Here is a 16,459-nt window from a genome sequence, read left to right on the forward strand (position 1 = left end):
CGCAGGCCCGCTGAGCGACGGTTCACAGGACAGCCACAAGCACCGATAATCAGACACTTGCCGCACGATCTTCGCCACACTCCTACCGTCAAAGAAAATTACATGGATATTGAGCACTACATGCAGAGCGTCGGCCAGCGCGCCCGCGCCGCGTCGCGCGCCATGGCTCGCGCCGATAGCGGCGCCAAAAACACTGCGCTGAAGGCCATCGCCGCCGCCCTCCGTCGCGAATCAGCCGCGCTGCTCGCTGCCAACGCGGAGGATGTCGCCGCCGCGCGTGCCGCCGGACTGGAGCCGGCAATGCTTGACCGCCTGACACTCACCGCCCAGGGTGTCGCCAAGATGGCCGAAGGCGTCGAACAAGTCGCAACACTCGCCGACCCGATCGGTGAAATCAATGACATGAAATACCGCCCGAGCGGCATCCAGGTCGGCCGCATGCGCGTGCCGCTCGGCGTCATCGGCATCATTTACGAGGCGCGGCCGAACGTCACCGCCGACGCCGCGGCGCTCTGCCTGAAGTCGGGCAACGCCGCGATCCTACGCGGCGGCTCGGAAGCGATCCGCTGCAACCGCGCCATCGCCGCGCTGGTGCAGGAAGGACTCGCTGCCGCCGGGCTGCCGGCCGACGCCGTGCAGGTGATCGACACCACCGACCGCGCCGCCGTCGGCCACCTGATCACCATGCGCGAGTACGTCGACGTGATCGTCCCGCGCGGTGGCAAGGGGCTGATTTCGCGCCTCTTGGCCGAAGCGCGCGTGCCGATGATCCAGCACCTCGACGGCAACTGCCACGTCTACCTCGAAGAGGAAGCCGACCCGAACAAGGCGCTGAAAATCATCGAGAACGCCAAGACGCAGCGCTACGGCACCTGCAACACCACCGAATCGCTGCTCGTCGACCGCTCGGTCGCCGCCATGCTGCTGCCGCCGATTGCGCAGATGCTGACGCACAAGGGCGTCGAGATCCGCGGCTGCGCCGAAACCTGCGCGCTGGTCGCCAATGCTGTGCCGGCAAGCGAGGACGACTACTACGCCGAATTCCTGGCACCGGTCATCTCGCTCAAGGTCGTCGCCGACATCGACGAGGCGATCGCACACATCAACCAGTATTCGTCGCATCACACCGACGCCATCGTCACCGACAACCATCCGAAGGCCATGCGCTTTTTGCGCGAAGTCGACTCGGCGTCGGTGATGATCAACGCGTCGACGCGCTTCGCCGACGGTTTCGAATACGGTCTCGGCGCCGAAATCGGCATCTCGACCGACAAGATTCACGCACGCGGCCCGGTCGGCCTGAACGGTCTGACCTGCGAGAAGTGGATCGTCCTCGGCGACGGCCACGTGCGCGCCTGAGCCGCCCATCACACCACCTAAAGAGCCGCACAGACGGCTCACCACTCAACCAAAGGAGACACCCTGATGAACCGCCTGCGTTCCCTGCTCGCTGCCTGCTCTTTCGGAGTACTGACACTGTTGACCTTGCCGACGGCGCACGCCGTCGAAGCCGGCGGCATCAATTTTGACGACCGCGCCCGCGTGGGCAACAGCGACCTCGTTGCCAACGGTGCCGGCATGCGCAAGAAGCTCTTCATCAAGGTGTACGCGATGGCGCTCTATCTGCCGGCGCGGCAGAGCGACGGCGACGCCGTGCTGGCCTCGCACGGCGCCAAGCGCATCACGGTGCAGATGTTGCGTGATGTCACCGCGCAGCAATTCGTCGACGCGCTCAACGAAGGCATTGCCGAAAACCATACCCCGGCCGAACTCGCCGCCCTGAAAGACCGCGCCCGACAATTCGCCGACGCCATGCTGTCGGTCGGCGAGGCGAAAAGCGGTACGGTCGTCCAGCTGGACTGGCTACCCGAAAGCGGCACGCGCCTGACGATCAACGGCCAGACGCGTGGCCGCGACATCGCCGGCGAAGACTTCTACACCGCCTTGCTGAAAATATGGATCGGCCACAAGCCGATTCAGGACGAACTCAAGCAAGCGCTGCTCGGGCGCACACGCTGACGTCGCACACAACACGTAGGCTTCTCAGATGCCGCACGCCCCGCTGCCCTTCCACGCCATTGTTCCCGCCGAGTGCTTCTGGCTCGGCCTGCGCTGCGCACAGTTGCCCGACGCCGACGGCCAGCCCGGCCGCCCGGCGCTGGTTGGCGTTCACTTTCTCGACGCCCCCCGTGCATACGTGACGGCGCCTGCCGCCTGCGCCGATCTGGCCGCCGAGAGTGCGCGTCAGCTCAAGGCCTGGCTCGCCGATCCGCGTGTGCGCTTCGACCTGCCGCTGGCACCGCGCGGCACGCCGTTTCAGCACCGCGTCTGGGCCACCATCGCCGCCATTCCGCGGGGCGACACGCGCACCTATGGCGCCGTCGCCAGCGAACTGCACAGCGCGGCGCGGGCGGTGGGGCAGGCCTGCGGCGCCAATCCGCTGCCGATCATCGTGCCGTGCCACCGCGTCATCGCCGCCAACGGGGGGCTTGGGGGGTTCGCCCGCGCAGAAGGCGGTTTCCTGCTCGACGTCAAACGCTGGCTCTTGCAGCATGAGCACCAAGGCTGACCCGGACGCGTCGACGCCCTCGCCGGCGGACCGCGAAGAGATCGACGCATTTTGCGATGCCTTGTGGCTCGAAGACGGCCTCGCCCGCGCCTCGCTGGCGAGCTATCGCAGCGACCTGCAACAACTGGCGCTGTGGCTTGCCCGCAGTGACGAAACGCCCGCAGCGAAGGAGCGCAGCACGCGCGCGTTGCTGCCGCAAGCCGATGCAGCCCGCCTGACGCGCTTCGTCGCCGATCTCTCGCACCGCGTCGCCCCCGCCTCGCAAGCGCGCTACGTCTCCAGCCTGCGCCGCTACTACCGCTTTCTCCTCGCCCGTGGCCGCATCGGCGAGGACCCGACACTCCAGATCACGCAACCGCTGAAACCCGGACGACTACCGAAAGCCATCAGCGAAACGCAGGTCGATGCCCTGCTCGGCGCGCCCGACGTCGACACCCCCCTCGGCCTGCGCGACCGCGCCATGATCGAGACAATCTACGCCAGCGGACTGCGCGTCTCCGAACTCGTCGGGCTGACGCTGAACGAGGTGAGTTTCGACATGGGCGTCGTGCGAATTTTCGGCAAAGGCGCCAAAGAACGCCTGGCGCCGCTCGGCGAACAGGCCGTCGACTGGCTGCGCCGCTATCTCGCCGAAGCGCGCCCCGACATCCTCAACGGCCAACGCAGCAACGCCCTCTTCGTCACCGCGCGGGGCGGCGCCATGACCCGTCAGCAGTTCTGGAACCTGATCAAGCGCTACGCCCGCATTGCCGGCATCGCCGAAGAGCGACTGTCGCCGCACGTCCTGCGCCACGCCTTCGCCACGCACCTGCTCAATCACGGCGCCGATCTGCGCGTCGTGCAACTCCTCCTCGGCCACGCCGATATTTCGACCACGCAGATTTACACGCACATTGCCAGCGAGCGACTGAAGTCGCTGCACGCCAAACATCACCCGCGCGGCTAAGGCGAATCCCCAGACGCACAGCAAACCATGAAGAAAGAACACGTTTCCGAAACACCCGCGACGCAATTCCTGCATCGCCAGGGTATCGAGTTCTCCAGCCACATCTACGCCTACGAAGCGCACGGCGGCACCCGCGTCTCGGCACGCGAACTGGGCGTCGACGAGCACTGCGTCGTCAAGACACTGGTCATGGAAGACGAACACGGCAAACCGCTGATCGTCCTGATGCACGGCGACTGCAAAGTCTCGACGAAAGAACTTGCCCGCCAGATCGCCCGCAAAAAGATCGAGCCCTGCGCCCCCGAGGTCGCGCAGCGCCACAGTGGCTATTTGGTCGGCGGCACCAGTCCTTTCGGTACCAAGAAAGCGATGCCGGTATTCGTCGAACGCAGCATCCTCGATTTGCCGCAGATCTACATCAACGGCGGCAAACGCGGCTTTCTCGTCTGCCTCGCGCCGGAGGTACTGACGCGCGTCCTCGCCGCAACGCCAGTCGACGCGGCACTACGCGACTGAGCCGCCTGAACAGCGCCAGCCGCCTGGCCGCTAGACGCGGGCGCCGCGCTCAATGACGACGCCGACGCGCCGCACGCCCCGGATGACGCCCTGCTTGGCGATGGCGACGCGCACCCAGCCCGCGCCAAAATCTTCGAGGAGGAGCGTGGCGATGTATTCGGCGAGCTTTTCCAGGAGATTGAAGCGACGCTCGGCCAGTTCCTGACGCAAGCGGGCGACGACCGTTGCGTAGTCGATGGTGTCGCCGATATCGTCGCTGGCACCGGCACTCGCCGTCGAGACGCCGATCTGCAAGGACAACTCGATGGTCTGAGCCATCGCTTTTTCGCGCGGATAAATGCCGATGTGGGCGGCGAGCCTGAGCTCTTCGATGAAAATGATGTCCATGCAGCGGGGCGGCGGAGAGGTTAGAATCGCGGGCCGACCGATGCTGTCGTCGTGCCTGCGCGTAGCGCCGGAGGCGGCGCCAGCCGTGGCGCACCGCCCTGCGATGCGCCAGCAAGGTCGCCATTCTAACCTCTAAGCCAGAGTCGCATGCCCGCCGAACTGACCGCACCGCTTGCCACCTTCCAAAGCCTGACGCCACCGGACGCCCTCGCCCTCGTCGCCGCCTATCTGCTCGGTTCGGTACCTTTCGCAGTCATCAGCAGCCGCCTCTTCGGCCTCGCCGACCCGCGCACCTACGGCTCGGGCAACCCCGGCGCCACCAACGTCCTGCGCAGCGGCAACAAGGCAGCGGCCATCCTCACGCTGCTTGGCGACGCCCTCAAAGGCTGGTTCGCCGTCTGGCTGGCGGCATACTCCGGCGCGACGCCACTGCTCGTCGGACTCATCATGCTGGCAGTCTTCTTCGGCCACCTCTTCCCGATCTTCCTCAAATTCAAGGGCGGCAAAGGGGTCGCCACGGCGGCCGGCGCACTGCTGGCGGTGTCGCCCGCCATCGGACTGGCGACGCTAGGCGTCTGGCTCGGCATCGCGCTGGTCTTGCGCTATTCGTCGCTCGCTGCCATCTGCGCCGCCGTCGGCGCGCCGCTACTGACGCTTTGGCTACACGGTGCCGACGAGCTGACGATCACCGTCGGCGTCATGGCGCTGGCGCTGATCGTCAAACACCGCCACAACCTGCAACGCCTCATCGCCGGCACAGAGCCGAAAATCGGCGGCAAGAAGACCTGAGCGACGGCGGTACGCTGAAGGCGCTGACGGACGGCCAGAGGCCCAACCACCAGCGGCGATAAAGCCCCGGCTTTACGCCACCAGATCGGCCAGCGGCCAGCGCGGCCGAATGGCAAAGCTGCCCGCCGCCTTGCCGGGCGTGCCCGCCTGCAAACGCAGGGCGCCGGCCAGGGCGATCATGGCGCCGTTGTCGGTGCAGAACTCGAACTCGGGGTAATACACCGTCGCGCCGGTCTTCTTTGCCCGGGCGTCGAGTTGCCGACGCAGTTCGCGATTGGCGCCGACGCCGCCAGCGACCACCAGTTGATCGAGGCCGGCAAGGCGCAAGGCAGCGCTGGATTTCTTCACCAGCACCTCGACAATCGCCGCCTGGAAAGCCTGCGCAATATCGGCCCGTTGCGTCTCGGCGAGTGCTGACTCTCCCCCCAGCTCGCGCACTTGAACGAGCACGGCCGTTTTCAGGCCACTGAAAGAAAAATCGAGATCGCCGGAATTGAGCATCGGGCGCGGCAAGCGAAAAACGCCCGGCGTTCCCTTTTCCGCCAAGGCCGACAAGGCTGGCCCGCCCGGATAACCAAGGCCAAGCAGTTTGGCGGTCTTATCGAAAGCCTCGCCGGCCGCATCATCGAGCGTTTCGCCCAGCAGCGTGTAACGTCCGACGCCATCGACGCGCATCAACTGCGTATGCCCACCCGACACCAGCAAAGCGACAAACGGAAAACGCGGCGGCGTGCGCGACAGTAATGGCGACAGCAGGTGACCTTCCAGGTGATGCACCGGCACGCTCGGCACACCGAGCGCCATAGCCAGCGATTCAGCAAACGCCGCGCCCACGAGCAAAGCGCCCGCGAGCCCCGGCCCCTGCGTGTAAGCGATGGCATCGATCTCGGCAAGCGAGCACCCGCTCTGCGCGAGCGCCTGCCGCAACAAGGGCGAGATGCGCCGGATGTGATCGCGCGACGCCAGTTCCGGCACGACGCCACCATAGGCTTCATGCATCGCCACCTGCGAATGCAGCGCATGCGCGAGAAGCCTGCCGCCATCGTCGGAGCGATAGAGCGCGACGCCGGTTTCGTCGCAGGAAGATTCGATGCCAAGGATAAGCATGGGCGGCATTCTACCGCACCCAAGCCCCCTCCCCGCCTGCCGTTGCGCGCGACGCGCCCACAGTGCGCTTCGAAATCAAAAACCCCCATTAAAAACACTGGAATTTCCGCGACGTCTTCTCTATAATGCGCGGCTCTATTGAAGCCGTTTCCTCTGACCGATCACCGCTCGCCGGCCCGGCCTGAGTTTGACGGGACTTCGCTGAGATCACCGAACCCGCCGAGCCGGCGCCATCGCCCGATCCCCGCAGCCTTCCGCTGCTGGCCGGACCCGATGGTCGAAGGTGCCGAACGGATTTGCCGGATTCTGAACCTAGGATTGAGTCAATGCCCGCCATTCGCGTCAAGGAAAATGAACCGTTTGAAGTTGCGATCCGCCGCTTCAAGCGCACCGTCGAGAAAACCGGTCTGCTGACCGAACTGCGCGCCCGCGAGTTCTACGAGAAGCCCACGGCTGAACGCAAGCGCAAGCTGGCCGCTGCCGTCAAGCGCCACCACAAGCGCATGCGCAGCCAGCTCCTGCCGCCGAAGCTGTACTAAGCGTCCATTGCCTCACCGCCTGAGCCGCCTGTCTGACGATGGGCGGCTTTTGGTGTTTATACCGACGGTTTTACCAAGACGCAGCGTCGCAGGGCTCGAACGATGCAGTTCATCGCTTGAAGCAGCAAAAAACACTGTGGCGCGGCGGCCGCACCGGCGACCCCACACGTTAAGAGACGGCTGACCATGACTCTGAGAGAACAAATCGGCGACGACATGAAGTCGGCGTTGCGCGCCCGTGAAACCGCACGACTCGGCGCGATCCGGCTACTCCTCGCCGCCATCAAGCAGCGCGAAGTCGATGAACGCATCACGCTCGACGACGATGCCGTTATCGGCGTCATCGGCCGCATGCTGAAACAGCGCCGCGAGTCGGTCAGCCAGTACCGCGCCGCGGGCCGCAACGACCTCGCCGACGCCGAACAGTTTGAAGCTGACCTGCTCGAAGCCTACCTGCCCGCCGCGCTCTCCGACGCCGAACTGGACACCGCCATCGCCACAGCCATCGCCGCAACGGGCGCCAGTCGTCCGGCCGACATGGGTCGCGTAATGACGACACTGAAAGCGACCATTGCCGGCCGCGCCGACATGGCCGCCGTTTCGCAGCGCGTCAAAGCGCGCCTGACGAACGCCTGAGCATCCGGCACACCTCCCTCGCCGAGCCACCCGCTCCGTGATCCCGGAATCCTTCATCCAGGAACTGCTGCATCGCGTCGACATCGTCGACCTGATCGACGCACATGTTCCGCTGAAGAAAGCCGGCGCCAATTTCGCGGCCTGCTGCCCCTTCCATAACGAGAAATCGCCCTCGTTCACCGTCAGCCCGACAAAGCAGTTCTATCACTGCTTTGGCTGCGGCGCGCACGGCACGGCGATTGGCTTCCTGATGGAATACTCCGGGCTGGGCTTCGTCGACGCCGTACACGACCTAGCCCAGCGCGTCGGCCTGACCGTCCCGACCGACGATCATCGGCGCCCGGCCGACGCACCGCGTAGCGCCGCGCTCTCCGACATCATGGCGCGGGCCGCGCGCTTCTATTACGAATCGCTCAAAACCTCGCCAAAAGCCATCGCCTACCTCAAAGCGCGCGGGGTCAGCGGCGAAGTGGCACGCCGTTTCAGCATTGGCTACGCACCTGACGACTGGCAAAGCCTGCAAGGCGTTTTCGCCAACTACGACGACCCCGCCCTGCAAAGCGCTGGCCTCGTCATTCGCAACGAACAGGGGCGCCTGTACGACCGCTTTCGCGACCGCGTGATGTTCCCGATCGCCAATGCCAAGGGCGAGGTTATCGCTTTCGGCGGACGCGTCCTCGGCGACGGCGAACCAAAATATCTCAACTCACCGGAAACGCCGCTCTTCGAAAAAGGCCGCGAAGTCTTTGGCCTGCCGCAAGCGCGCGCCGCCCTGCGCGAAACCAACACGGCAGTCGTCGTCGAAGGCTACATGGACGTCGTCGCCCTCGCCCAGCACGGTGTCGGCAACGCCGTGGCGACGCTCGGCACCGCCACGACGGCGACACACGTCCAGAAACTGTTGCGCCAGGTCGACCGCATCGTTTACTGCTTCGATGGCGACAATGCCGGGCGCAAAGCCGCCTGGCGCGCCCTCGAAAACAGCCTCGAAGCACTGCCGGTACAAAAGAGCATCGGCTTCGTCTTTCTCCCGCCAACCGACGACCCCGACAGCTTCGTCCGAGCCAACGGCGCGGCGGCATTCGAGCGCCTCGTCGCCACCGCCACACCGCTCTCCGACTTCCTGCTTAGCGAACTCTCCGCCCAGTGCGATCTCGGCAGCGCCGAAGGCCGCGCGCAACTCGTCGCCGCCGCCAAGCCTCTTCTGGCGCGCCTGCAGACGCCGATCCTGCGCCTACAGATTGTCAAACGACTCGCCGAGACCAGCGGCTTTTCGCAAGCCGAAGTCGAACGTCTGTGCGAACTGCGCCCCATCGCCCCGCCCGCACCGGCCCGCGCCCCGCGGCGCGCCCCGTCGCTCGCCCGCGCCCTGCTCGGACTCCTGCTGCACAAACCGGAATTGGCGAAACGCATTCCGCTCTCGGCACTTTCGGACAGCAGCGCCGAATCGCGCGCCGTCCGTCAAATCTGCCTGCTGGTGCGCGATGCTGGCGACGCCGTTCCAGGCTGCGCCGCCCTGCTCGAACGGCTGCGCGGCAGCAGCGAGGAGAACGTCCTGCGCGACGCCGCCGCGGAACTAATAGAGCGACCGTTCGCCGAAGAGGACATTGACCGTGAATTTGACGGCGCGCTGATTCGCCTGCAAGAGAGCGAGCAGCGGCGTGCTTTCGCGGAGCTGCAAGCCAAAGTCCAACGACTGGGCGTCGGCGGCTTGAGCGACGAAGAGAAGCGCGACTACATCGCAGCACTCACCGCCAGCGTGCGCACCCCTGCGTCCGCTGCCGATGACTGACTGCCGAGAAAGCGCTAAGTTGTGATAAAATTTACGGTTTTTCCAACATATCGCTAACCGGGAAGAGGGTCATGGCAAGGGAAAAGACAGCGACTCCAGCGAAAGACGTCAAGACCAAATCGGCCAAAGCCAAGGCTGCCGCAGACCTGCTCGTGCAGGCCGGCTCCTCGCCGTCGCCCGTCGACGCCGAAACACGCAAGACGCGGCTGAGAAACCTCATCAAGCAGGGCAAGGAACGCGGCTACCTGACCTACGCGGAAATCAACGACCACCTCCCCGACGACGTGGTCGATGCCGAGCAGATCGAAAGCATCATCAGCACCTTCAACGACATGGGCATCCAGGTCTATGACGAGGCGCCCGATGCCGAAACCCTCCTCATGTCCGACGCCGCGCCCGCTGCCGGCGCCGATGATGCCGACGTGGAAGAACAGGCTGAACAAGCCCTGTCGACCGTTGACTCCGAATTCGGCCGCACGACCGATCCGGTGCGCATGTACATGCGTGAAATGGGCTCGGTCGAACTGCTGACGCGCGAGGGCGAGATCGAGATTGCCAAGCGCATCGAAGACGGCCTGAAGCACATGATCCAGGCGATTTCCGCCTGCCCGACGACCATTGCAGAGATTCTCGACGCCGTCGACAAGATCGGCCGCGACGAAATGCGCATCGACGAACTGATCGATGGCCTGGTCGACCTCAACGCCGACGCCGGCCCCGGCGAAGTCGAGGAGCCGGAAGAAGAGGTCGAAGAGAGCGACGACGAGTCCGAAGACGAGGAAGGCGGAGAAGCCGCTGCCGCGTCGGCGTCGCTCCTGCAACTGAAAACCGAAGCACTCGAGCGTTTCGCCAACATCAAGGCGCTCTACACCAAGGCGCACAGCGCGCTGGTGAAGAAGGGCTCGCAGGACAAGACCTACCTCAAGCTGCAGCAGCAGATCTCCGACGAGATGATGAACATCCGCTTCACGTCGAAGACCATCGAACGCCTGTGCGACTCCGTGCGCGCCATGGTCGAAGAAGCGCGTGGCTGCGAACGCAGCATCCAGCGAATCTGCGTCGATAAAGTGCGCATGCCGCGTCAGCACTTCATCAAATCCTTCCCCGGCAACGAACTCAACCTCGCCTGGGTGGAAGGTGAAATCGCCGCTGCCTCGCGCAGCTACGGCCCGATCCTGACGCGCAACGCACCGAACGTCGTCGAAGAGCAAAAGAAGCTCGCCGCGCTGCAGGACCGCATCGGCATCCCGCTCAAGGAACTGAAGGACATCAACAAGCAGATGTCGACCGGCGAAGCCAAGGCCCGCCGCGCCAAGCGCGAGATGACCGAAGCTAACCTGCGTCTGGTCATCTCGATTGCCAAGAAATACACCAACCGCGGCCTGCAGTTCCTCGACCTGATCCAGGAAGGCAACATCGGCCTGATGAAGGCCGTCGACAAGTTCGAATACCGTCGCGGCTACAAGTTCTCGACCTACGCGACGTGGTGGATCCGTCAGGCGATCACGCGCTCGATCGCCGACCAGGCGCGCACCATCCGCATCCCGGTACACATGATCGAGACGATCAACAAGATGAACCGCATCTCGCGGCAGATCCTGCAGGAAACGGGTCTCGAACCCGATCCGGCAACGCTGGCCAAGAAGATGGAGATGCCGGAAGAGAAGATCCGCAAGATCCTCAAGATCAGCAAGGAACCGATCTCGATGGAAACGCCGATCGGCGACGACGACGACTCGCACCTTGGCGACTTCATGGAAGACCAGTCGACACTGGCACCGACCGACGCGGCGCTGTATTCCAGCCTGCGCTTCATCACCAAGGACGTGCTCGACACGCTCACGCCGCGCGAAGCCAAGGTGCTGCGCATGCGCTTCGGTATCGAAATGAACACCGACCACACGCTGGAAGAAGTCGGCAAGCAATTCGACGTGACGCGCGAGCGCATCCGCCAGATCGAGGCCAAGGCACTGCGCAAGCTGCGCCATCCGTCGCGTTCGGAAAAGCTGCGCAGCTTCCTCGACAGCGGCAACTGACCCGGTGGCAGGTTTTCCGGGCCTGTAGCTCAGTTGGTTAGAGCAGAGGACTCATAAGCGTTTGGTTGTTTTTGTTGATTCTTAATAAATTCAAAGAGTTATAAGATTTTTTAGGGTTCTAAAAACAAAGTAGGCTACGCATAGGCTACAAAAGTCGTAAAAATTTCACAGGGCCCCTAGCTCATGCTTAGGTTAGAGCAGTCGACTCATAATCGATTGGTGCTCGGTTCGACTCCGAGGGGGCCCACCAAACATCTAAAAGCCACTCATTGAAGTGGCTTTTTTTTCGGCTGTTGTGATGGTTGGTGTGGGGCAAGGGGTGTTGAAGTTCCAAGAAGAAGTTATCCTATGGAACAAAGATGAAGAAGCTAGTAAAAATAGAGACAACAAAATTCAGGAAACATGTAGCTGGCTTAGATGCCAGTGAATCAGAAAAAGATAAGAACATGCCTACACTTCATTGGGTCGGAAAAAACAAGGTGGTAAATCATCACCACGAAGTGCCTTTCCGTTTGCTGGATAAGAAGTACAGCTTTGCGGGGAATGAAGGTACGCCTGCCAATTCCACGAACAACAAAATCATTCATGGCGACAATCTAGAAGCCTTGAAGAGCCTTCTTCCTGAGTTTGAAGGCAAGGTGAATTGCATCTACATTGACCCACCTTACAACACTGGCAATGAAGGCTGGGTGTACAACGACAATGTGAATGATCCCAAGATCAAGAAGTGGCTTGGTCAGGTTGTTGGTAAAGAAGGCGAAGACTTAAGTAGACACGATAAGTGGCTGTGCATGATGTATCCGCGCCTGAAGATGCTTCATCGTTTGTTGGCTGATGATGGGGTTATCTTTGTTTCCATTGATGACAACGAGGTTGCTAATCTGCGGTTGTTGATGGATGAAATTTTTGGCCGTGGCAACTTCATTGCGGAGATGATTTGGGAAGGTGCTTTCAAAAACACGGCTAGTCAAATTGGGGTGAATCATGAGTATGTGATTCTGTATGCCCAAAACAAGTCAAAAATTGCTAAAGAATGGAACATTGCAAAGGATGCAGCAGAGCCTGTTCTGAAAGAGGTTGCACGACTCAAGAAGAAGCATGGTGAGGATTACGAAACTGCATCAGAAGAGTTAGCAGGCTGGTTTCGTGCGAACAAAGCCAATGAGTGTTTTGCACATAGAAGATTCAGGTACATCGACAAAAGAGGTGCATATAAAGAGGATGACCCAACTGCACCCGGTGGCCGCAAATTTGAGCTAATAAACCCAAAGAATGGAAATGTCATTCCTCTTCGTGCAAACAGAGGATGGGCATTTGACCAAGCAACATTCAATCAGATGGTTGATGAGGGCAGAGTCAGTTTTGTGACTGAAACGACCATCATGATCAGACGATATTTCCACGAAACAGACACAGCAACACCTCAAAGTGTGTTCTATCAGCCCACTCGTTCGGCTTCTGAAAGACTTGCCTCAATCATTGGTGCAGGGAAATTTGAGTATCCAAAAGATGAGACTATCGTTCAAAAGTTTTTTGAGATGGTGGCAGGACCAAATTCTGTCATCCTTGATTCTTTTGCTGGTAGTGGCACAACTGCACATGCCGTCCTGAATCTCAATGCACAAGATGGTGGCAATCGTCGGTTCATCTTGTGTGAAATGATGGACTATGCAGATACCCTTACTGCTGAACGGGTCCGCCGTGTCATCAATGGTTATGGTGAAGCCAAAAAATCTGTGGCAGGTTTGGGTGGTGGCTTTGAGTTCTACACCGTTGGAACCGCTCTCTTCAGAGAGGATAAGAACCTCAATGAAGAAGTAGGCGCCGAAGCTATCAGGGGCTATGTAGCGTACACAGAAAACATCCCCACTGAACAACGGTGGGATACAGAGAATGCTGTGAGCCAATATGCTTTGGGTTCAACAGATTCTGCTTTGTGTGTTTTCTACTATGAGAAGGATCGGGTGACGACACTTGATATTGATTTTCTTGGAACATTGAATATCAAGAATTTGCCTTCCAGACCTGAACAGTTTGTGATTTATGCAGATAAATGTGCTCTGGATAGAGACTTCCTTTACAAGCATGGGATTACCTTCAAGCGTATTCCACGTGACATCACACGGTTCTAAGAAGAATAAATATGGAACTCAAAGACTATCAAGCTGATGTTCTGACGGACCTCAGCAAATACTTGGAAACCCTGCTTGAGTGCAAGGGCCATCTTCCCAATGCTTTCAACCAGTATTGGAAGGAACGTGGTGTTCTTAATCAAGCCTACAAGAACAACATCAAGGAAGTGCCACATGTATGTGTGAAGGTTCCTACTGCGGGTGGGAAAACCTTCATTGCAGTGAATGCCTTGGACAGAATCTTTTCTGCATTTTCTGAATACAACCCGACACGGCCTAAGTTCGTAGTGTGGCTGGTGCCTTCTTTGACCATCCTTGAACAGACAGTTAAGAACCTGTCCAACATCGATCATCCATACCGCCAGCGGTTGAATGACTTGTTCAGTGGTCGTGTACAGATTTATGAGAAGGCTGATGTGCTTCAGGGGGCAGGCTTCAATGCTGACACCGTGAAGGAACAGCTTTCTGTGGTGGTGATGTCGTTTGACTCGTTGAAGGCCACCAACAAAGAGAACCGTAAAGCCTTTCAAGAGAATGGCTATCTAGCTTCGTTCTTGAATGATGACAGTGAAGTTGTTGAGCCACTGGAAGGAACAGACCCTTCAGCACTCATCAATGTCATGCGGACCCTCAAGCCGATTGTGGTCGTGGATGAGAGCCACAATGCTGAAAGCACTCTGTCTGTGGACATGCTTCGCAACCTCAATCCGAGCTTCATTTTTGACCTGACTGCTACCCCGAGGGATAACAGCAACATCATCAGCTATGTAGATGCCTTGCGACTCAAGAAGCAAAACATGCTCAAGCTTCCTGTGATTGTTGCCAATCAACGAAGCCAAGAAGATGTGATCATGGCAGCGTTAAACATGCGGCGCCAGTTGGAAGAGTTCGCTAAGAAAGCAGAAGAAAAAGGTGGTGGCTACATTCGTCCGATCGTGCTGTTCCAGGCTGAACCGAAGAACAAGGATGACACCACTACCTTTGAGAAGGTGCGTGAAATTCTGCTGGATTTGAACATTCCACCAGAACACATTGCTATCAAGACGGCCAACATCAACGAGTTGAAAAATGTTGATTTGATGAGCCGTGATTGTGATGTGCGATACATCATCACAGTCAATGCACTGAAAGAAGGATGGGATTGTCCTTTTGCTTATGTGCTAGCGACACTGGCGAATAAGTCATCTGTGGTGGATGTGACTCAGATCTTGGGTCGTGTGCTTCGCATGCCATACACCAGAAAGCACAGTACTGAACTCTTGAATCTGAGCTATGTGTTCACCTCGTCCAGCCACTTCCAGAACACCTTGAGTCAAGTGGTTGCAGGTCTGAACAAGGCTGGTTTCTCCAAGAAAGATTACAGAGAATTTGACCTGTCTACGGTTGAGCCAGAACCAACACCTACCCCGACACCTGATCAAAAAGAGTTCGACCTTACTGGTCAAACTGGTGAGGAAAAACCTGCTGAAACGGGTGATGGCCAGGATCTCGAAATTGAGAAGAGCAAGCTCAATCCTGATTGGGAACAACAAGCTGTAGAGCAAGCTGCTACAGCCACAAATGGCACACAGCCAGCTTCAACGGAAGGTGACACTACAGGTGTTGAAGCCATCAAGAATCAGGCTGTAGAACAAGCGAAAGAATTTGAAGAACAGGCCAATGCTACGAGTGGTGAATCTGTTCCTGAAGAACTGAAGGCCCATATGAATGAGCACAAGATGAAGCCGATTTTTGAAGCATCGGCAAAGGCGATTGAGTTACCTCAGTTCTTCATCAAGCTGCCTTCTGATGGTGGATTCTTTGACAGTGGTGATGAGTGGCACAAGCTGGCTAAAGAAAACCTGCTGTCCAACTTTGTGCTTGCGAACCTTGATGCAACCATCAACTTCACTGCCATTGAATCTGATGTTTACAAGGTGGACGCTGAAGAGATTGGCAACGGTGAAAGTGCTCCATCATTCACCGTTGTGAAGAAGGCTGAGAAGGAAAAGCTGAACAGCATCATCAAGAGTCAGCCCACTTCGGGCCAGATTACATCTATCGTTGGTCGCTTGTTTGGTCTGATTGGGAAGAACACCTTCTACCCGATTGAAGACAACGATGTGAAGCATTACCTGAAGCGAATCGTTGAGGCCATGAGTGCTGATCAACGTGCTGATTGCCTTGAACGAGACTATGCCTATGTCAAGCTCATCAAAGACAAGATCCAGGGTCTTGCCAATGAGTATGCTGCAAAGGAATTTGGCAACTGGCTAACCACTCAGAAGATTAAGCTTCGTCCATCCTTCTCACTGCCGGCGACGATTGCACCAAGTGACAATGCACCTGCTATCAGCAAGAGTCTGTATGTCACTGAAGGCAGTGTGAACAATCTTGAAAGCAAGGTCATTCGTGGTGTTGCGGAACTGGAAAACATCATCTGGTGGCACAGGAACCTTGAGCGGGGTAAGGGTTTCGTCATCAATGGGTTCTTGAACCATTACCCTGATTTTGTTGTTCTCACTGAGAGCAAGAACATCATTGTGGTGGAAACGAAGGGTGACGATAGAGATAACTCAGACTCCAAGGACAAGCTGAAACTTGGCAAGATTTGGGAGTCTCAGGCTAACCAAATCGCACATGAAACAGGCTACCGCTATCACTACATGATGGTATTTGAGAGCAACCCGATTGAAGGGGCTCACACCACTGGTGATGTTCTGAAGCTGATTGAGGCTCTGTAAGTGGAGTAGATAAAAATTGAAAGCACCTTCGGGTGCTTTTTTACAACCTTAAAAAAGGGGGAATCATTGACCTGCCCGGAGATTTTCGGACCATCTAAAACTTGAGAGGATGGCTTCCTTGAAGAGAGGAAGTCATGAGGAAGAGTCGATTCAGCGAAGCCCAAATGGTGACGATCCTGCGCGAAGCGGACAAGGCGCCGGTCGCGGAGGTTGCGAAGAAGCACGGCATCAGCGAGCAGACGATCTACAGCTGGCGCAAGCAGTACGGCGTCCTGGATGCCGACGAG

Annotated in this window: 15 protein-coding genes and 1 tRNA gene; 14 read left to right on the forward strand and 2 right to left on the reverse strand. The window is 59.0% G+C overall.

Annotated features, from left to right (window positions below):
• The first annotated feature begins 102 nt into the window (after nt 1–102).
• The 5 genes from GHK24_RS02970 to ybaK all read left to right on the forward strand — a co-directional run bounded on the left by GHK24_RS02970 (nt 103) and on the right by ybaK (nt 4,031).
• Nucleotides 103–1,359, forward strand: coding sequence for a glutamate-5-semialdehyde dehydrogenase (locus tag GHK24_RS02970; RefSeq protein WP_153468682.1), 1,257 nt, complete (start codon nt 103–105; stop codon nt 1,357–1,359).
• 66 nt (nt 1,360–1,425) lie between these two features.
• A complete protein-coding gene (locus GHK24_RS02975) occupies nt 1,426–2,019 on the forward strand; it encodes a chalcone isomerase family protein (protein ID WP_209022531.1) in 594 nt (197 codons plus the stop codon).
• Between the two features lie 28 nt (nt 2,020–2,047).
• A complete protein-coding gene (locus tag GHK24_RS02980; RefSeq protein ID WP_153468688.1) occupies nt 2,048–2,569 on the forward strand; it encodes a methylated-DNA--[protein]-cysteine S-methyltransferase in 522 nt (173 codons plus the stop codon).
• The gene (xerD, locus tag GHK24_RS02985; RefSeq protein ID WP_153468691.1) at nt 2,553–3,515 is read left to right on the forward strand and encodes a site-specific tyrosine recombinase XerD; all 963 of its coding nucleotides are present in this window, start codon (nt 2,553–2,555) and stop codon (nt 3,513–3,515) included. The genes GHK24_RS02980 and xerD overlap by 17 nt, the downstream gene beginning before the upstream one ends.
• A gap of 27 nt (nt 3,516–3,542) precedes the next feature.
• Entirely contained in the window at nt 3,543–4,031 is a 489-nt protein-coding gene (gene ybaK, locus GHK24_RS02990) for a Cys-tRNA(Pro) deacylase (RefSeq protein WP_153468694.1), read from the forward strand.
• Nucleotides 4,032–4,061: 30 nt separating this feature from the next.
• Here the strand turns inward: ybaK and GHK24_RS02995 are convergent, their stop codons facing one another.
• Nucleotides 4,062–4,418: a dihydroneopterin aldolase gene (locus GHK24_RS02995; protein WP_153468697.1), complete on the reverse strand. Its 357-nt coding sequence runs from the start codon at nt 4,416–4,418 to the stop codon at nt 4,062–4,064.
• Nucleotides 4,419–4,565: 147 nt separating this feature from the next.
• On the opposite strand from GHK24_RS02995, the gene plsY reads away from it, so the two are divergent.
• A complete protein-coding gene (gene plsY, locus GHK24_RS03000) occupies nt 4,566–5,207 on the forward strand; it encodes a glycerol-3-phosphate 1-O-acyltransferase PlsY (RefSeq protein ID WP_153468700.1) in 642 nt (213 codons plus the stop codon).
• Nucleotides 5,208–5,279: 72 nt separating this feature from the next.
• Here plsY and tsaD read toward each other — a convergent pair whose 3' ends face one another.
• On the reverse strand, nt 5,280–6,314 hold the full coding sequence (gene tsaD, locus GHK24_RS03005; RefSeq protein ID WP_153468703.1) for a tRNA (adenosine(37)-N6)-threonylcarbamoyltransferase complex transferase subunit TsaD: 1,035 nt from the start codon (nt 6,312–6,314) through the stop codon (nt 5,280–5,282).
• A gap of 326 nt (nt 6,315–6,640) precedes the next feature.
• On the opposite strand from tsaD, the gene rpsU reads away from it, so the two are divergent.
• The 8 genes from rpsU to GHK24_RS03045 all read left to right on the forward strand — a co-directional run.
• Complete coding sequence (gene rpsU / locus GHK24_RS03010) at nt 6,641–6,853, forward strand: 30S ribosomal protein S21 (RefSeq protein ID WP_153468706.1); 213 nt, start codon at nt 6,641–6,643, stop codon at nt 6,851–6,853.
• A gap of 186 nt (nt 6,854–7,039) precedes the next feature.
• Nucleotides 7,040–7,489, forward strand: coding sequence for a GatB/YqeY domain-containing protein (locus tag GHK24_RS03015; protein WP_153468709.1), 450 nt, complete (start codon nt 7,040–7,042; stop codon nt 7,487–7,489).
• A 37-nt stretch (nt 7,490–7,526) separates the two neighbouring features.
• Nucleotides 7,527–9,281 carry a DNA primase gene (gene dnaG, locus GHK24_RS03020; protein ID WP_340666081.1) on the forward strand — a complete coding sequence of 585 codons (1,755 nt, stop codon included), beginning with the start codon at nt 7,527–7,529 and terminating at the stop codon, nt 9,279–9,281.
• A 71-nt stretch (nt 9,282–9,352) separates the two neighbouring features.
• Nucleotides 9,353–11,317 carry an RNA polymerase sigma factor RpoD gene (rpoD, locus tag GHK24_RS03025; RefSeq protein ID WP_153468712.1) on the forward strand — a complete coding sequence of 655 codons (1,965 nt, stop codon included), beginning with the start codon at nt 9,353–9,355 and terminating at the stop codon, nt 11,315–11,317.
• Between the two features lie 170 nt (nt 11,318–11,487).
• Nucleotides 11,488–11,567: transfer RNA gene (locus GHK24_RS03030), tRNA-Ile, on the forward strand.
• Nucleotides 11,568–11,676: 109 nt separating this feature from the next.
• Nucleotides 11,677–13,449, forward strand: a complete 1,773-nt coding sequence (locus tag GHK24_RS03035; RefSeq protein ID WP_228384488.1) for a site-specific DNA-methyltransferase — start codon at nt 11,677–11,679, stop codon at nt 13,447–13,449.
• 11 nt (nt 13,450–13,460) lie between these two features.
• Entirely contained in the window at nt 13,461–16,172 is a 2,712-nt protein-coding gene (locus GHK24_RS03040; RefSeq protein WP_153468715.1) for a DEAD/DEAH box helicase, read from the forward strand.
• A 134-nt stretch (nt 16,173–16,306) separates the two neighbouring features.
• Nucleotides 16,307–16,459, forward strand: a 153-nt coding sequence (locus GHK24_RS03045) for a transposase (RefSeq protein WP_153468719.1), incomplete at its 3' end; no start/stop codon positions are given.

The organism is Rhodocyclus gracilis (genome assembly GCF_009617575.1).
Classification (GTDB): Bacteria; Pseudomonadota; Gammaproteobacteria; order Burkholderiales; family Rhodocyclaceae; genus Rhodocyclus; species Rhodocyclus gracilis.

Excerpts from the sequence above, each read along its gene's own strand:
- GHK24_RS02970 (WP_153468682.1), top strand. The coding sequence starts at position 103 with ATGGATATTGAGCACTACATGCAGAGCGTCGGCCAGCGCGCCCGCGCC.
- GHK24_RS02975 (WP_209022531.1), top strand. The coding sequence starts at position 1,426 with ATGAACCGCCTGCGTTCCCTGCTCGCTGCCTGCTCTTTCGGAGTACTG.
- GHK24_RS02980 (WP_153468688.1), top strand. The coding sequence starts at position 2,048 with ATGCCGCACGCCCCGCTGCCCTTCCACGCCATTGTTCCCGCCGAGTGC.
- xerD (WP_153468691.1), top strand. The coding sequence starts at position 2,553 with ATGAGCACCAAGGCTGACCCGGACGCGTCGACGCCCTCGCCGGCGGAC.
- ybaK (WP_153468694.1), top strand. The coding sequence starts at position 3,543 with ATGAAGAAAGAACACGTTTCCGAAACACCCGCGACGCAATTCCTGCAT.
- GHK24_RS02995 (WP_153468697.1), bottom strand. The coding sequence starts at position 4,418 with ATGGACATCATTTTCATCGAAGAGCTCAGGCTCGCCGCCCACATCGGC.
- plsY (WP_153468700.1), top strand. The coding sequence starts at position 4,566 with ATGCCCGCCGAACTGACCGCACCGCTTGCCACCTTCCAAAGCCTGACG.
- tsaD (WP_153468703.1), bottom strand. The coding sequence starts at position 6,314 with ATGCTTATCCTTGGCATCGAATCTTCCTGCGACGAAACCGGCGTCGCG.
- rpsU (WP_153468706.1), top strand. The coding sequence starts at position 6,641 with ATGCCCGCCATTCGCGTCAAGGAAAATGAACCGTTTGAAGTTGCGATC.
- GHK24_RS03015 (WP_153468709.1), top strand. The coding sequence starts at position 7,040 with ATGACTCTGAGAGAACAAATCGGCGACGACATGAAGTCGGCGTTGCGC.
- rpoD (WP_153468712.1), top strand. The coding sequence starts at position 9,353 with ATGGCAAGGGAAAAGACAGCGACTCCAGCGAAAGACGTCAAGACCAAA.
- GHK24_RS03035 (WP_228384488.1), top strand. The coding sequence starts at position 11,677 with ATGAAGAAGCTAGTAAAAATAGAGACAACAAAATTCAGGAAACATGTA.
- GHK24_RS03040 (WP_153468715.1), top strand. The coding sequence starts at position 13,461 with ATGGAACTCAAAGACTATCAAGCTGATGTTCTGACGGACCTCAGCAAA.